General features: G+C 69.4%; 13 protein-coding genes. 6 read left to right on the forward strand and 7 right to left on the reverse strand.

Translation table 11 applies throughout. The annotated features are described in order from the left end of the window. Positions 1–35: 35 nt before the first annotated feature. From M4D77_RS20950 to M4D77_RS20965, 4 genes are all read right to left on the reverse strand, one after another. Positions 36–1,328, reverse strand: a complete 1,293-nt coding sequence (locus M4D77_RS20950; protein ID WP_058250725.1) for a PhoH family protein — start codon at positions 1,326–1,328, stop codon at positions 36–38. A 341-nt stretch (positions 1,329–1,669) separates the two neighbouring features. Continuing rightward, entirely contained in the window at positions 1,670–2,536 is an 867-nt protein-coding gene (locus M4D77_RS20955) for an acyl-ACP desaturase (protein WP_068970154.1), read from the reverse strand. 43 nt (positions 2,537–2,579) lie between these two features. Continuing rightward, positions 2,580–3,887: a serine hydroxymethyltransferase gene (glyA, locus tag M4D77_RS20960; protein ID WP_311199334.1), complete on the reverse strand. Its 1,308-nt coding sequence runs from the start codon at positions 3,885–3,887 to the stop codon at positions 2,580–2,582. Between the two features lie 51 nt (positions 3,888–3,938). Beyond that, positions 3,939–5,171 carry a DUF2268 domain-containing protein gene (locus M4D77_RS20965; protein ID WP_259937286.1) on the reverse strand — a complete coding sequence of 411 codons (1,233 nt, stop codon included), beginning with the start codon at positions 5,169–5,171 and terminating at the stop codon, positions 3,939–3,941. A gap of 97 nt (positions 5,172–5,268) precedes the next feature. Between M4D77_RS20965 and coaA the strand changes: the two genes are divergently transcribed. After that, positions 5,269–6,210, forward strand: a complete 942-nt coding sequence (gene coaA, locus M4D77_RS20970; RefSeq protein WP_058250729.1) for a type I pantothenate kinase — start codon at positions 5,269–5,271, stop codon at positions 6,208–6,210. On the opposite strand, the gene M4D77_RS20975 is transcribed toward coaA, so the two are convergent. Then, positions 6,182–6,661: a carboxymuconolactone decarboxylase family protein gene (locus tag M4D77_RS20975; protein ID WP_083229304.1), complete on the reverse strand. Its 480-nt coding sequence runs from the start codon at positions 6,659–6,661 to the stop codon at positions 6,182–6,184. The genes coaA and M4D77_RS20975 overlap by 29 nt on opposite strands. Before the next feature lie 26 nt (positions 6,662–6,687). Further along, positions 6,688–7,467 (reverse strand): SDR family oxidoreductase, encoded by a 780-nt coding sequence (locus M4D77_RS20980; protein WP_068970149.1) that lies wholly within the window; start codon positions 7,465–7,467, stop codon positions 6,688–6,690. A gap of 82 nt (positions 7,468–7,549) precedes the next feature. Between M4D77_RS20980 and M4D77_RS20985 the strand changes: the two genes are divergently transcribed. Beyond that, a complete protein-coding gene (locus tag M4D77_RS20985) occupies positions 7,550–9,013 on the forward strand; it encodes a PLP-dependent aminotransferase family protein (RefSeq protein WP_259937287.1) in 1,464 nt (487 codons plus the stop codon). A gap of 27 nt (positions 9,014–9,040) precedes the next feature. Here M4D77_RS20985 and M4D77_RS20990 read toward each other — a convergent pair whose 3' ends face one another. Then, complete coding sequence (locus M4D77_RS20990; protein WP_159370439.1) at positions 9,041–9,823, reverse strand: isoprenyl transferase; 783 nt, start codon at positions 9,821–9,823, stop codon at positions 9,041–9,043. A 114-nt stretch (positions 9,824–9,937) separates the two neighbouring features. Between M4D77_RS20990 and M4D77_RS20995 the strand changes: the two genes are divergently transcribed. The 4 genes from M4D77_RS20995 to M4D77_RS21010 all read left to right on the forward strand — a co-directional run bounded on the left by M4D77_RS20995 (position 9,938) and on the right by M4D77_RS21010 (position 14,649). Next, positions 9,938–10,606: a hemolysin III family protein gene (locus M4D77_RS20995; RefSeq protein WP_259937289.1), complete on the forward strand. Its 669-nt coding sequence runs from the start codon at positions 9,938–9,940 to the stop codon at positions 10,604–10,606. Between the two features lie 59 nt (positions 10,607–10,665). Further along, positions 10,666–11,217: a hypothetical protein gene (locus M4D77_RS21000; RefSeq protein WP_259937291.1), complete on the forward strand. Its 552-nt coding sequence runs from the start codon at positions 10,666–10,668 to the stop codon at positions 11,215–11,217. Positions 11,218–11,324: 107 nt separating this feature from the next. Beyond that, positions 11,325–12,884 (forward strand): PepSY-associated TM helix domain-containing protein, encoded by a 1,560-nt coding sequence (locus M4D77_RS21005; RefSeq protein ID WP_396266608.1) that lies wholly within the window; start codon positions 11,325–11,327, stop codon positions 12,882–12,884. 115 nt (positions 12,885–12,999) lie between these two features. Then, the gene (locus tag M4D77_RS21010) at positions 13,000–14,649 is read left to right on the forward strand and encodes an alkaline phosphatase (protein ID WP_259937292.1); all 1,650 of its coding nucleotides are present in this window, start codon (positions 13,000–13,002) and stop codon (positions 14,647–14,649) included. Positions 14,650–14,769 lie beyond the last annotated feature (120 nt).

The raw sequence follows: 14,769 nt of genomic DNA on the forward strand, positions 1-14,769 counted from the left end.
ACCGAGCAATTGGAACCCAGAGGTCGGCGCCGACCCTACGGCGCGAACTCCTCGAGCATCTCGGTCACGAGTGCGGCGATCGGCGACCGCTCGCTGCGGGTGAGCGTGATGTGCGCGAAGAGCGGGTGTCCCTTCAGCTTCTCGATGACCGCGGCGACGCCGTCGTGGCGGCCCACGCGGAGATTGTCACGTTGCGCGACATCGTGGGTCAGCACCACGCGAGATCCCGATCCCAGGCGGGACAGAACGGTGAGCAACACGTTGCGCTCCAGCGACTGCGCCTCGTCGACGATGACGAACGAATCGTGCAGCGACCGCCCGCGGATGTGCGTCAGCGGCAGCACCTCCAGCATGCCGCGGCTCAAGACCTCGTCGATGACCTCCGGCGACGCGAGCCCCTCCAGCGTGTCGAAGACCGCCTGCGCCCACGGACCCATCTTGTCGGACTCACTACCGGGCAAATAGCCGAGCTGTTGTCCGCCGACTGCGTACAGCGGCCGGAACACGACGACCTTCCGCTGGGTACGCCGTTCCAGGACCGCTTCCAGTCCCGCACAAAGCGCGAGCGCCGATTTTCCGGTACCGGCCTTGCCGCCGAGCGAGACGATTCCCACGCTCTCGTCGAGGAGCAGGTCGAGGGCGACCCGCTGCTCGGCCGACCGTCCGTGCAGTCCGAAGGCCTCGCGGTCGCCGCGGACCAGTTGCACCCGCTTGTCCGCGTTCACCCGGCCCAGGGCACTCGACGTGGCGCTGAGCAGTCGAACACCGGTGTGACACGGCAGTTCGCGTGCCTCGTCGAGGTCGACGACGCCCTCGGCGAACAACGTGTCGACCGTGGCGGTGGCGACATCGAGTTCGGTCATGCCCGACCACCCCGAGACCACGACATCCTGCGCGTGGTACTCGTCGGCGGCCAGGCCCACCGCACCGGCCTTCACCCGCAGCGGTGTGTCCTTCGAGACCAGGGTCACGTCCTTGCCCTCGGCGCGCAGGTTCAGTGCACAGGCGAGGATCCGGGAGTCGTTCGAGTCGGTGCGGAAGCCGGCGGGCAGCACGGCGGGGTCGGTGTGGTTGAGCTCCACCTGGAGGGTGCCGCCCTCGTCGCCGATCTCGAGCGGCAGGTCGAGCCGGCCGTGTTCGAGTCGCATGTCGTCGAGCATGCGCAGCGCCTCACGCGCGAACCAGCCGAGTTCGTGGTGGTGACGTTTGCCCTCGAGTTCGCTGATGACCACCAGTGGCAGCACGACGTGGTGTTCGGCGAAACGCATGACCGCCCAGGGATCGGACAGCAGCACGGAGGTATCGAGGACGTAGGTGCGTGTGGTCACGTGGGGCTCCTACGTTCGTGCGGCTCCCGCACAAACCAGTGTTGGTCGACCGGCCGGTCCAGTTGTCCGTTGTCCCGGCGTCAGCCGAGGTGGACGAGGACCGGGGCCGGTCCCCTCGCGTTGCTCGCACAAACCACGAATTGAACCTCCCGAACGAACCGCTTCCCCGCGGTCCGTCACTCGCCAACGTACGCGCGAAAATCGTTGGCGGCGCGCCGGAATCCGGTGTGTCGGCGTGAATTGTGGGTAAACCGCCGTATCGTTTCCACCGGAGACGCAACACGGCGCCACCAGGACTTTCGTCGTCCCGGTGGCGCCGTGTTCGTACTGGGCGCGAGTCGTCAGCGGCCGGTGCGGGCGAGGATGCGGGTGCGCGCGGCCTCCGCCTCCTCACCGAGACCGGAGACGGTGTCGAGCTTGACCGCGTCGGCCAGGGCCGCCGCGATGGCCGCCTTCACCTCGGCGTTCTCGTAGTCGGCGATGAGTGCGCGCTCGGCGTCGAAGTCGGCGATGTCGTGGCCGATCGGCTCGTCGAGGGCCAGCGCCCGGTCGATGGCGAGGACGGTGGCGTCCTGGTCGGCGACAATGCCGGCGTTGAGGAACGCGCCGAAGGTGGTGGCCTGGCCCTGGTCGTCGTTGGAGATCTTCGTCAGGATCTCCACGAGTGCCTCGTCGCCGGCGACCGCGGACAGGCGCTTGATGAAGTGGACGCACTGGTTCTCGTGTACCGCCATCAGCGCGAGCACGTCGAGCGGGCCGAGTGGCTCGACCTGCTCCGGCGTCTGCCGATACCCCTGCGTGACGTGGATGCGACGGCGCTCCTCGGCGTCCACCGGATCGATCGCGCGCCGGACGACGAGGTAGTCGCGCAGGACGATCGCGTGGCGGTTGTCCTCGGCGGTCCACACGCCCACGAGCTGTCGCCAGTCGGAGAAGGCCGGGAAGTGCTTGGCCAGCACCCGGTGGTACGACGGCAGGTTGTCCTTGGTCAGCAGGAGGGCGAGCAGTCCCGCACGTGCCTCATCGGACAGGAAGGCCTCCGACGGATCGAAATCCGCTCCGCCGAGGAACCCGAAGTTGCGTCCGTCGTCCCACGGCACCCAGTCGTGCGGATTCCATGGAGCCGCGGCCGACTGGTGGTCTTCGGCGATCTCGGGAAGAGCCTTCTCGAGCGCGATGATCAGGTCGTCTTCAGTGAGGGCGTTCATCGCTGAAAGGATACGGACGCGCCGCCGGGACAGGCAATCCAGGTCAGATCCGGCTCATCAGGCCCCACTCCTCGAGACCGTCGTAGAGCGGGAAGTCGAGGGCGAGCTTGGACACGCGCCCGCGCAGGGCCGAGACGTCGGCGGCATCGCCGGCCGCGAGCGCGGTGGCGATGATGTCGGCGACCTCGGTGAACTGTTCGTCGCCGAAGCCGCGGGTGGCCAGTGCCGGGGTGCCGATACGTAGACCCGAGGTGACCATCGGCGGTCGCGGATCGAACGGCACCGCATTGCGGTTGACGGTGATGCCGACCTGATGCAGCAGATCCTCGGCCTGCTGGCCGTCGAGGGCGCTGTTCCGCAGATCGACGAGCACGAGGTGGACGTCGGTACCGCCGGTCAGGACCGAGACGCCGGCCCCGGCCACATCCGAGCCGTTGAGGCGTTCGGCGAGGAGCCGCGCCCCGGACAGGGTGCGCCGCTGGCGCTCGGCGAATTCGTCGGTGGCGGCGATCTTCAGGGCCACCGCCTTACCGGCGATCGCGTGCATGAGCGGCCCGCCCTGCTGACCGGGGAACACCGCCGAGTTCAGCTTCTTGGCCCACTCCTGCTTGGCCAGGATGATCCCCGAACGCGGGCCGCCGAGGGTCTTGTGCACGGTCGAGGACACGACGTCGGCATGCGGGACCGGCGACGGATGCAGGCCGGCGGCGACGAGACCGGCGAAGTGGGCCATGTCGACCCAGAGGTGTGCGCCGACCTCGTCGGCGACGGAGCGGAACGCCTCGAAGTCGAGCGTGCGCGGGTAGGCCGACCACCCGGCGACGATGACCTTCGGTTTGACGTCGAGGGCGATCTTGCGCACCTCGTCCATGTCGATGCGGAAGTCCTCTTTGCTCACGCCGTAGAAGGCGTTCTCGTAGAGCTTGCCGGAGAAGTTCAGGCGCATGCCGTGGGTGAGGTGACCGCCGTGCGCGAGGTCGAGACCGAGCATGGTCTCCCCCGGCGCCATCAGGGCCTGCAGCACCGCGGCGTTGGCCTGGGCGCCCGAATGCGGTTGCACGTTGGCGAAGTCGGCGCCGAACAGCTCCTTCGCCCGGTTGCGGGCGATGTCCTCGACGACGTCGACGTACTCGCACCCGCCGTAGTAGCGACGTCCCGGATATCCCTCGGCGTACTTGTTGGTCAGCACGCTGCCCTGGGCCTGCAGCACCGCACGCGGCACGAAGTTCTCCGAGGCGATCATCTCGAGGGTGTCCCGCTGCCGGCTGAGTTCACCGTTCATGGCGGCGGCGACGTCGGGGTCGAGCTCGGCCAGGGACATCGAGTTCAGGGATGACGGGTTCGCGGTCATGCCCCGATTCTAGGTACCAGGCGCCGGGAGCGAAGCGAGCGGGCCGAGTGTCTACAGCAGTTCGCGCCGCAGACTCGCCGGGATGAGTGGTTCGTCGAGCAGGCGTCCGAAGGCGGCCGCGCGGTCGTCGGCCTGCTCGAGCCACGCCTCGAGCAATCGGTATCCCTCGACGTAGGTGCTGATGTACGCGCGCCAGAGCGGCGAGGTGAGGAATCGCAGCATCTGTCGGGCCCGTTCCTCGGGTGCGAGAAGCCAGCGCCGGAGATGTTCGGCGACGGTGTCGGCGTCGGCGTGGCGGTCGTGCAGCAGCAGCGCGGCGTCCTGACGAACGCCGAGGAGCCCGGCGGTGGCGCGTCCGACGCCCATCGCCCGCCCGGCGTCGAAGCGGAGTCCGAGGTCGGCGTAGATCTCCTGTGCCCACGTTCCCCACTCGGGACCGACGATCGCGGCCAGCGCGTGGTCGGCGAGGCCCTCGGCCATCAGGCACTGTGGGGTGTTGACCAGGAAGATCGACTGCTCGTCGTGCCCCGCGCCGACGAGCAACTGCTCTTTACGGCAGTGCTCGGTGTGGTGACCGGGGTATGCCTCGTGCGCGATGAGGGCCGGCAGGGAGGACATGTACTGCGTGAGATCGGCGTTGATGGCGACGCGTGAGCGATAGTTGCCGAGGTAGTAGTTGAATCCCGACCACGGCTTGTCGGTGACGACCTCGAACTCGACGATCTCGTTGTCCGGCAACGGATATGCGGACCGTACTCGTTCGCGGAGCGCGCTGCTGAACGCGCGGACGCACTCGTCGACCCGCTCGGGTGGGATCTCGTCGGCACGCCGGTGCGCGGCGTAGATGTCCCGGAGCTCGTCGCCGGTGGCGCCCGGGACGCCGAGGGCCTCCGCCAGGTCGGCGTGCGCCTGCCGATACCGGTCCGGATCGGCCATCGCGATGTCGACGTCGAAGTAGGCGCGGACCTCGTCGATGAATCCGACGTCGTCGCCGGCGAACTTGCGCGCCGAGCACTCCAGCGCGCTCAGGTGGGCGCCGATGAACTCGGCGCGCGCCGCGTCGAGCGCGCCGGGCAGGTCGGCGAGCAGCCCGCGCGCGCGGTCGGCGAGCCGGGCGGGATCGGGTGCGGGCGCGTTCTCGACCTCCGCCTTCAGCGCGGGATCACCGGTGTAGGCGTCGACGAAGCCCCGTTCGAGGCGATCGAAGGCGAGGCCGAGACGGAGGTACTCGGCCACCAGCGGGTCCGAGGCGTGGTCGGCGTCGGCGACGGTCGGGGACGGCATACCGGCAGGCTACCGATCGACGCTGTCACACGTCGCCCTAAGCTGTACGCATGATCACTCAGGGAGCGGCGGAACCGACATCGGCGGAGCTGCCCTGATGGCCCGCAACGCCACCGATCGGGATCCCAGTCTGTACCTGGAACTCGACCGGAGGCAGTGGCGCGAACTCCGCGAGTCGATGCCCCTGGTCCTCAACGAGGACGAACTGGCCGAGCTCGTCGGCCTCGGTGAGCAGATCGACCTCGACGAGGTCGCCGACGTGTATCTGCCGCTCTCTCGTCTGATCCACCTGCAAGTCGCTGCGCGGCAACGGTTGTTCGCCGCGACCTCGACCTTCCTCGGTGAGCGGCAGACCAATCGGCAGGTGCCCTTCGTCATCGGGATCGCGGGCAGTGTGGCGGTCGGGAAGTCGACGACGGCCCGCGTGCTCGCCGCCCTGCTCGCCCGCTGGGAGTCCCACCCGAAGGTGGACCTGATCACCACCGACGGTTTTCTGCTGCGCACCGCGGAGATGCAGCGTCGGGGCATTCTGCACCGCAAGGGATTTCCCGAGTCCTACGATCGCCGGGCCCTTCTGCGCTTCGTCACCGAGGTGAAGTCGGGTGCGCGCGAGGTCGCCGCGCCGGTCTACTCGCACCTCGCCTACGACATCGTGCCCGACGTCTATCACTATGTGCGCCAGCCCGACATCCTGATCCTCGAGGGCCTCAACGTGCTCCAGACCGGAGCGACGCTGATGGTCTCGGACCTGTTCGACTTCTCCATCTACGTCGACGCCAAGATCGACGACATCGAATCCTGGTACATCTCGCGCTTCCTGCAGATGCGGACCACCTCGTTCGCCAACCCGGACTCGCACTTCCACGCGTACGCGTCGCTGACCGACGATCAGGCGACCGCCGCGGCCCGGGATCTGTGGACCTCGATCAACCGTCCGAATCTGATCGAGAACATCCTGCCCACCCGGCCGCGGGCGTCACTGGTGCTGCGCAAGGACTACGACCACTCCATCAATCGGGTGCGCCTGCGGAAGCTCTGACCGACGATGCGGCCCGGCGTTCGTCGAGTCCGGCCGGGTACCCGCCGGCCAGCGCGATGCGGTTCCACGCGTTGATCATCACGATCGACGCGACCAGCTGACCCATCGCGGCGGCGTCGAAATGGGCTCGTGCGGAATCGAACACGTCGTCGGGGACACCGTTCTCGCCGATCAGCGTGACGCTCTCGGTGAGAGCCAGCGCCGCCCGTTCGGCCGGGGTGAACGCCGATCCGGCCTCCCGCCACGCGGCGATCAGCATCAGTTTGTGCGGGTCGATGTCCTTGGCGAGGGCATCGGAGGTGTGCATGTGCAGGCAGTAGGCGCACCCGTTGAGTTGCGAGGCCCGGATGACGATCAGTTCGGCGAGTTCTGGGTCAACCCCGGCCGACGATGCCCGCTGCAGCGCCACGAGGGCCTTGTACACGGACGGATTGTCTTGCGGTATCCACATTCTCGTCGCAGGCCGGGCGGCGGTGCTCATCGCCGTTCCCCCGCGCTCGCATTCTCGCGACCGGCCAGCCACCCGTCGAGCGTCGTCGACGTGACGACGTCGGGATCGACTGGCACGAGTCCGCCCTCCCGTATCGCCGGCCCCCCGAACCGGACGCCGAATATCCATCGTGGTGAGCCGGTCTGCGCAGCAACCGCTTTCGCCACATCGACCAGGTCCATCTCCACCGGTCCGCTCACCTCGATCGTCCGCTTTCCGGTCGGACCCGCGGTCACCACGTCGGCGACCGCCACGGCCACGTCGGCGACCGCGGCCGGGGCGCACCGCATCCTGGGCACCGCGGCGATCGGACCGAACCCCATCGACGACATCATCTGCTCGGCGAGCTCGAACCACTGCACCGACGCCAGGATGGTGAGTGCCGCGGGGTCGACGACCTCGCCGTAGGCGGCCTCCTGTGCCGCTTTGCCCTGGTAGTAACCGAATTTGGCGTTGACCGCCGGATCGCCGGCGTTGACGATCGACACCACGACGACGTGCGCGACACCCGCCGTCGTCGCGGCACGGCCGATCTTGGTCGCCGTGGTCTCGAAGAAGTCGATCGCCTCCTTCGCCTTCAGCGTCTGGAGACTGAGGCAGTCGACGACGGCGTCGGCACCGTCGAACGCCGCCGCCAGACCCGTTCCGGTGTAGGCGTCGACGCCGGTCGCCCGGCTGGCGCGCACCACCTCGTGGCCCCGCTCGACGAGCAGGTCGGCGACCCGACTTCCCAGCGCACCGCTGGCACCCACGACCACTATCTTCATCTCGTTCCTCCTCAAGGACGGACAGCTCTGTGTTGTGGGTTTAGGCTATGCCGCAATTAGCTCAAGAAAGTGGTCCAATCCGATGGCAGAAAAGCGGGTCAATTCGACGGCGGATCCCTGGGCCGAAGTGGCCGAGCGGCTGGGCGCGGACCTTTTCCTCGACCTGCAGCCCGATCCGGGCGCGGGTGCACGCGGGCGCGGTGCCACCCTGCGTCGGGCCCTCACCGAGGCGCTGCGCTCGGCCATCCTCGACAACCGACTGCCTGCGGGCACCGCATTGCCGCCGTACCGATCCCTCGCCGCGGACCTCGGTCTCGCTCGCGGCACCGTGTCGGCGGTCTACTCCGAACTGATCGCGGAAGGGTGGCTGACCGCGCGCCAGGGCTCGGCCACCCGGGTCGCCGACGGTGCGGCACGGCCACCGGCCATCGACGATCCCGGTGCGTCCACAGCCTTGCCGGCCCTGCGTCACGACTTCTCGCTGGGACGACCCTGCGCCGGGATGTTCCCGCGCAACGACTGGATCCGCGCCACCCGACGCGCCCTGACCGAGACCCCCGACGACGCCTTCGGACCGGCTCACCCCCGCGGGCGCCTTGAGCTGCGGAACGCCCTCACCGGTTACCTGGCCCGCACGCGGGGTGTCCGCACCGCACCGGACCTGATCGTTCTCGGGACGTCGGTGCTGTCGGCACTGGAGTTGTTGGCGCGCACGGTGATCGGTGGTGTCGTCGCGGTCGAGAGCCACGGTCTGCCCTTTCACCGGCACGCCCTCGAGCGCGGCGGCACGCGGGTCGTACCGGTGCGCATCGACGCCGACGGCATGGTGATCGACGAGCTCGAACGCACCGGGGCGGCCGCGGTCGTGCTGACCCCCAGCCACCAGTTCCCCACCGGTGTCGCTCTTTCGCCGGCGCGCCGGATGCAGGTCGTCGACTGGGCGCGGCGGACCGGCGCGGTCATCGTGGAGGACGACTACGACGGCGAGTTCCGCTACGACCGCGAACCGGTCGGTGCGTTGCAGGCGCTCGGCCCCGACGTCGTCGTCCACACCGGCTCGCTGAGCAAGAGCCTGTCGCCGGCGGTACGCGCGGGCTGGCTGGCCACTCCCGCCCACCTGGTCGAACCGGTGTTGCGCGGCAAGGGCTTCCGTGAGGCCGACGCGAGCATCGTCGATCAGCTCACGCTGGCCGAACTGATCGGTTCCGGAGCCTACGACCGGCACATCCGGCGCAGTCGTCAGGCGTACCGGACCCGGCGCGATGCGCTGGTGTCGGCCCTGGCCGGAATCGGACTCGAACTCCCCGGCATCGCCGCCGGACTGCACGCGTTGATCCCCGTCGACCATGCCGACGAGGGAGCCATCGTCCACCGGGCCTACGAACGCGGAATCGCGGTGACCGGACAGTCCCTGTTCCGGCATCCCGACGCCGACCCGCTGCCCTCCGGCGGGATCGGCGTCGGCTTCGGCACTCCCGCGGCGTCGACCTTCGGCGCCGATCTCACCGCATTGACCGGGCTCCTGGCCGACTCCGCCGCACGCTGAACCCGGCGCGGATCGACACCGGCGGAGTCACTTGCCGAACCGCCGGCTCCGCGCGGAGTAGTCGCGCAAGGCGCGCAGGAAGTCCACCCGACGGAACTCCGGCCAGTAGGCGTCGGTGAACCAGATCTCCGAATAGGCGCTCTGCCACAACAGGAATCCCGACAGCCGCTGCTCTCCGGAAGTCCGGATCACGAGATCCGGGTCGGGCTGACCCTTGGTGTAGAGATTGGCGTCGATCGCCTCCACGGTGACCGCATCCACCATCTCGGCCGCAGTCGCCCCGGCGGTCACCTTCTCCTCCAGGAGCGCGCGAACCGCGTCCACGATCTCCTGGCGCCCGCCGTATCCGACGGCGACGTTGACGTTCATCCCCTGCCGTTCGGCGGTGCGGTCGGCGGCCGCCCGCAGACGTCCGGCCACCGGCTCGGGCAGTGCGTCGAGGGTGCCGACGATGCGGATCCGCCACTCGCCCTCGGGCGCGGAGATCTCGTCGACGATGTCCGGCACGATCTCGAGGAGTGCGTCGAGTTCGTCCGACGACCGGTTGAGGTTCTCGGTCGACAACAGGTAGATCGTGACGGCTTCGATGCCCAGGCCGGCGCACCAGCCGAGCATGTCCGCGATGCGCTGGGCACCCACGCGGTGTCCGTGGCTGACGTCCTCGAAACCAGCCTCACGCGCCCACCGCCGGTTGCCGTCGCAGATGATCGCCACGTGACGCGGCAGACGCTCGGTGTCGAGGAGCTGGATGAGCCGCCGTTCGTAGACGGAGAGAACGGGTCGTCGAAGCCGGTCCGGCAGGAGCTTCATCGTCGCGTCGTTCCCGCGTCGTGTCGGCCTCGTGTCACGCAGGACACCTTACGCGTCGCATCACGCCTTGCCGGTGACGCTGTGGACGCGCGAAGTTACGGTACCGTAGGTTCGGTGAGCACGTTGCTGAACCCGCCGGCTGACGTCCGCCCACGACTGCGCGGGGTCATCCACCACTACTCCGCCTATGTGGCCGCGGTCGCGGGGCTGGCCCTGGTGATCGGCGCGGCCACGGTCGGCGACCCCGTCGCCGTCGTACCGTGTGCCGTCTACGCGGTCACCGTGCTCGGACTCTTCGCGATCAGCGCCGGCTACCACCGGATTCCGTGGAAGACCGCCCGCGCGCGGACCCGGATGAAGCGTGCCGACCACGCGATGATCTTCCTCTTCATCGCCGGCACCTACACGCCGTTCTGCGCCCTCGGGCTTCCCTCGCCGACCAGTTGGTGGGTCCTCGGCATCGTCTGGGCCGGCGCAGCCGCCGGTGCGACCCTCAAGATCGCGTGGCCCGGCGCACCCCGCTGGCTCGGCGTCACCCTCTACATCGTGCTGGGCTGGGTGATCGTGGCCGTCGCCCCGGCGCTCGTCGGCGAGACCGGTCTGCCCGTTCTGATCCTGCTCGCGCTCGGCGGTGTCTTCTACAGCGTCGGCGGCGTCCTCTACGCGGCACGCTGGCCCGACCCATGGCCGGCCACCTTCGGCCATCACGAGGTGTTCCACGCCTGCACCGCAGTCGCGGCCCTGCTGCACTACGTCGCCGCCTGGCTCCTGGTGTTGGGCTGACCTGCCCGTTCGCTGACCGCGCGCGGTTCGGGCATGACCGCCGTCGCTATGCTCCTTGCGTGAACCCGGACGTGCGCGCCCTCCACCGCCTTCGCGGTGGGGTCGTCGGCGCGCTGTCGGCGAGCACCGCGGTGGCCGCACACGGGCTCGCGGCCGGTTCTCTCCCCGCCACCTCATCTCTGGTGTTCATGATCGCGGCGTGCACCGTACTCGGCTGGGCGATCGGCGCGACGGCCCGTCGTCGTCCCGGGTGGCTCGGCACGATCGGGCTCCTCGCGGCCGGGTGGGTGCTCGCACACGTGTCGCTCACCGCGCTCGATGCCTCGTCGGCGCACCACGCGGGTGTGAGTGCGCTTGCACACGCGCCGAGCGGGACCATGATGTTCGTCCACGCGGTGGCGACTCTGCTCACCGCCGCCGCCATCCACGTCGTCGAACCCGCCCTGCTCAGCGTCCTGACCGCGGTCGTCGCGCTCATCCGGGCCGTCCTCGACCCGCCCGCTGACGACGCGATCCTGCGCGCCCCGCGGGCGACCCACGACGACGCGCGGCCCCGCCTGCGCGCCATCGCCGCTCTCGACACCCGCGGACCCCCGGCCCTCACGCGCTGATTCCTTACTCCGCCGACCCGTCACCCGACGGGCCGGTCGGTGCGCGTCTGCCATCCCGCCTGACCGCGGTCGATGCCGCGCGCCGTCTTCCGCATGAGAGGCCCACCGTGTCCCTGTCGAACCTGTCCCGCCCCGGTGAACCCACCGGGCCGCCCGACCCCCGTCCCGAAACATCCGACGACAACCCCACTCCACCAGCCGCCGCACCAGACCGGCGGGTGACCCCGAACAGCTGGCAACCTCTGCTGCGCCGGTTGCACTTCTACGCAGGCATCTTCATTGCGCCGTTCCTGATCGTTGCGGCGGTCAGCGGCGGGCTCTACGCGATCTCCCCGTCGCTGGAACAGGTCGTCTACCGCGATCAACTCTCCACCGACAGCACCGGCGACGCACGTCCGATCTCCGAACAGGTCGAGGCGGCGGCCCGGATCCGGCCGGACCTCACCCTGTCCGCGGTGCGCCCGGCCGCCGAACCCGGCGACACCACCCGCGTCCTGTTCGACGATCCCTCCCTCGGGGCGTCGAAGCGCCAGGCCGTGTTCATCGATCCGGTGACCCTGGAATCGACCGGAGAGCTGGTGTCCTACGGCAGCAGCGCGGCGTTGCCGATGCGCACCTGGATCAGCGAACTGCACCGTCACCTCCATCTCGGCGAGCCCGGCCGGATCTACAGCGAGCTCGCCGCCTCCTGGCTGTGGGTCATCGCCGTGGCCGGCCTCGCGCTGTGGATCTCCGCGTATCGCGCGCGCCGAAAACGACGCGCCGCCGACCTGGTCGCCTTCGACCGATCGGCGACCGGACGCAACCGCACCCGCAACCGGCACGGCGTGATCGGCGTCTGGATCGCGGTGGGGTTGGTGTTCTTGTCGGCCACCGGTCTGACTTGGTCGAAGTACGCCGGTGAGCACGTCTCCGATGTGCGCACGGCGCTGAGCTGGACGACCCCGACGGTCGACACCTCGCTGTCCGGATCGACGTCCGGATCGGACGGGCTGGGTGATCACAGCGGGCACGGCGATCACGGCGGCGCGGGTCACGAGCAGCGCGTTCCGGAAACGTCCGGCCAGACGATCGCGCAGCTCGACCGGGTGCTGGGCACCGCTCGGGCCGCCGGTGTGGACGGCCAGGTGGAGGTCTCGATCCCGACCGATGCGGACACCGCCTTCACCGTCGCCGAGACCAGGCAGTCCTGGCAGTTCGCGCAGGACACCGTCACCGTGAACGGCGAGACCGGTGCCGTTGTCGACGAACTGCGGTTCGCCGACTGGCCGCTCGCCGCGAAACTCACGACCTGGGGCATCGCACTGCACATGGGCATCCTGTTCGGCTGGGTGAGCCAGCTGGTTCTCCTGCTCCTGGCGATCGCGCTCGTGGTGCTGATCGTCCGCGGCTATCAGATGTGGTGGCAACGGCGGCCGAAGCGTGGCGGCGCGGTCGCGGTGGGTCGCCCGCCGGCGCGGGGTGCACTGCGTCGGGTACCGGTGGCCGGCGCGGTCGCGATCGTGGTGGTGGCCGCGGTGGTGGGCTGGTTCGTGCCGTTGCTCGGACTCAGCCTGCTCGGGTTCCTCGTGGTCGACGCTGCACTCGGAATCCGCGCACGCCGCAAGCGAGTCGGCGTCGTCACCGGCGCCGGGAGCGAGTCGAGCGGGTCGGTCGACTCGCGGTAGCCCGTCGGGCAGGCGGCGGGGACGTACGCGTGGAGGTCGGAGACTTCACCTCCGCATCATGTCCCCGCCGTCTGCAGGTGGAGCCCAGGTCAGGTGATCCTGGTCGGCTGAGGCCATGCGGGGAAACCCGGCCGACGCATCACCGGCCCTTCTCACACCGTCGACCATCCGTTGTCATCCCGACCTCACGCTCCGCGGCGGCACTTCCCGACGCCGCTTCCTCACCTGGTCGGCACTCGTCGCCGGTCTCGCGTTCACGCCCGGCCTCCTCGGCGGCACCTCGCCGGCCCTACCCACACCGGCTCACCCCGCCGGCGTCTTCGGACTCGGGGTGGCGTCCGGTGACCCCCTCCCCGACGGCGTTGTGCTGTGGACGCGGTTGTCGCGCAACCCGTTCGCGCCCGGTGGCGGCATGGGACCACGCCCGGTGCGGGTCGACTGGGAGATCGCCGCCGACGAATCCATGACCCGCATCGTCCGTCGGGGTACGGTCCACGCCACCGCGGAATGGGGACACAGCGTGCACGTCGATGTCCGCGGTCTCGCGCCCGCCGCCGACTACTTCTATCGGTTCCGGGCACTCGGCGAGGTCTCGACGATCGGCCGGACCCGAACGGCACCAGCACCTTTCGCACGAGTCGAGAAGATGACGGTCGCCGTCGCGTCCTGCCAGAACTGGTCCGACGGCTACTACCATGCGTACGCTGACCTGGCGGCGCATGCACCCGACGTGGTGCTCCACCTCGGTGACTACATCTACGAGAAGCCGATCCCGGTTCATGGTGGCGCGAGACCCGAGGCGGTGCTTCCTCTCTCGGCAACACGGGAAGCAGTCGACCTCGACGACTACCGCGAGCGCTACGCGCTGTACAAGTCCGATCCCGACCTCCAACTCGCCCACGCGATGGCGCCGTTCGTGATCACCTTCGACGACCACGAGGTCGACAACAACTGGGCCGCAGCGGTTCCCGAGGACCACACCCCACTCACCGCGTTCGCGCTGCGTCGCGCCCGCGCCCTGCGCGCGTGGTGGGAGAACACGCCGGTGCGGGTGGCGGCCCGACCGAACGGAACCGTCATCCGCGCGCATCGGCGGCTCGGCTTCGGCGACCTGGTCGACCTCACCCTGCTCGACACCCGCAGTCACCGCAGCGATCAGGCCAACGGGGACAACGACACCGGGCAGAACGCGCGCACCGCGGACGCCTCCCGAACCATCCTCGGTGCCGAACAGGAACGATGGGCGCTCGACGGCTTCGCCTCGTCCCGGCACCGGTGGAACGTCCTCGCCCAGCAGGTACCGATGGCCGACCTCGCCCGAACCGTCGGCTCGACCCGGGCGGTCAGCATGGACGGGTGGAGCGGCTACGAGGCCTCGCGCTCCCGCATCCTCGGCGGCGCCGCCGACCGGGGCGTGCGCAATCTGGTGTCCCTCGCCGGCGACATCCATCGCAGCGTGGTCGCCGACCTCCGGACCTCCTACACCGATGAATCGCCCGCGCGCGGCGTCGAATTGGCCGCGACGTCGATCACCTCCGGCGGGGACGGGGAGGACAGCGACGACGGCGACCGCCGCCTCAAGGAAGCGTCACCCCACGTCCGGTTCGGCAACTCGCAACGCGGCTACCTGCTCAACCGGATCCACTCCGATCGGTGGGAGGCCGAGTTCCGCGTGGCGCCGTCGGTTCGGTCGCCCCGCGGAACACTGCGTCGTCGAGCACTGATCACGATCCCGGACTCGACGTCTGAGGTCGACGTCGTCTGACCCGAGCGAAGCGTCTCCCATCGTTCCCCGGTCCGAAAGAAGCACACAACCCACTGATCCCTGAGGTGCGAGGAGCGCAAGCGACGAGCCACGAAGGGCCTGGTGAGACACGTTGCTACA

The organism is Gordonia sp. p3-SID1431 (assembly GCF_025143765.1).
Classification (GTDB): Bacteria; Actinomycetota; Actinomycetes; order Mycobacteriales; family Mycobacteriaceae; genus Gordonia; species Gordonia hongkongensis.

What these genes read in the sequence shown, in the direction of transcription:
- M4D77_RS20955 (WP_068970154.1), bottom strand. Translation starts at nt 2,536, where the DNA reads ATGAACGCCCTCACTGAAGACGACCTGATCATCGCGCTCGAGAAGGCT.
- M4D77_RS20965 (WP_259937286.1), bottom strand. Translation starts at nt 5,171, where the DNA reads ATGCCGTCCCCGACCGTCGCCGACGCCGACCACGCCTCGGACCCGCTG.
- M4D77_RS20990 (WP_159370439.1), bottom strand. Translation starts at nt 9,823, where the DNA reads ATGAAGCTCCTGCCGGACCGGCTTCGACGACCCGTTCTCTCCGTCTAC.
- M4D77_RS21010 (WP_259937292.1), top strand. Translation starts at nt 13,000, where the DNA reads ATGCGGGGAAACCCGGCCGACGCATCACCGGCCCTTCTCACACCGTCG.
- coaA (WP_058250729.1), top strand. Translation starts at nt 5,269, where the DNA reads ATGGCCCGCAACGCCACCGATCGGGATCCCAGTCTGTACCTGGAACTC.
- M4D77_RS20975 (WP_083229304.1), bottom strand. Translation starts at nt 6,661, where the DNA reads ATGTGGATACCGCAAGACAATCCGTCCGTGTACAAGGCCCTCGTGGCG.
- M4D77_RS20985 (WP_259937287.1), top strand. Translation starts at nt 7,550, where the DNA reads ATGGCAGAAAAGCGGGTCAATTCGACGGCGGATCCCTGGGCCGAAGTG.
- M4D77_RS20980 (WP_068970149.1), bottom strand. Translation starts at nt 7,467, where the DNA reads ATGAAGATAGTGGTCGTGGGTGCCAGCGGTGCGCTGGGAAGTCGGGTC.
- glyA (WP_311199334.1), bottom strand. Translation starts at nt 3,887, where the DNA reads ATGACCGCGAACCCGTCATCCCTGAACTCGATGTCCCTGGCCGAGCTC.